This is a genomic window from Vibrio sp. 1978, assembly GCF_033344345.1.
The window spans coordinates 1-679 of record NZ_JAWPOP010000503.1 but is presented as its reverse complement, the minus strand read 5'-3'; the positions used below and the strand labels follow the sequence as shown (position 1 = coordinate 679).

Here is a 679-nt window from a genome sequence, read left to right as displayed (position 1 = left end):
GCGCGCGTAGTAAACGTTCCAATCTAAAAGGCGCACTGCAACCTTTTACGCCTCTATTGCTTAAATGGTCTGGTAAAGGGTCGATGAAAACGTTGCGCCAAGCAGAGCCTATCAGCCTTGGTTTACCTTTGTTTGGGATCAACCTGTACTCAGCCATGTACGTCAACGAGCTCGTTGGGCGAGTGCTAATGGCAGAAGTCCCAATGCCTGCACTGTTTCATGATTACCTGCATGCCTTAACCGAGCTCGCTCAGTGTGAAAACCCAGAACCCGCATTACGCCGTTTTGAGTTGGCTTTGCTCTCTTCAATGGGCTATGGCGTCGACTTTTTGCACTGTGCTGGCACGGGTGAGCCGGTCGATCCTGAGATGACGTACCGCTACCGAGAACAAAAGGGATTTATCGCATCGGTAAGGCGGGACAATCTAACATTTTTGGGTAATGAGCTGATTGCAATCAGTGAGCGGCGGTTTGTCACTAAAGAGCAGTTAAAAGCGGCAAAACGCTTTACACGTATAGCCTTAAAGCCGTATCTTGGCGGCAAACCTTTAAAAAGTCGTGAATTGTTTATTCAGACACCCAGAGCACGGAGTAATGGAAAATGAGCTCAATATATTTAGGCGTTAATATCGACCATATTGCCACTCTACGTAATGCGCGTGGTACAAAATACCCAGAT

Annotated in this window: 2 protein-coding genes; both read left to right on the top strand. The window is 47.6% G+C overall.

Annotated elements, in window-relative coordinates; genetic code table 11:
• Nucleotides 1-605, top strand: a 605-nt coding sequence (gene recO / locus R8N49_RS27485; RefSeq protein WP_318190499.1) for a DNA repair protein RecO, incomplete at its 5' end; no start/stop codon positions are given.
• Nucleotides 602-679, top strand: a 78-nt coding sequence (locus R8N49_RS27480) for a pyridoxine 5'-phosphate synthase (RefSeq protein ID WP_318190500.1), incomplete at its 3' end; no start/stop codon positions are given. The genes recO and R8N49_RS27480, both read left to right, overlap by 4 nt.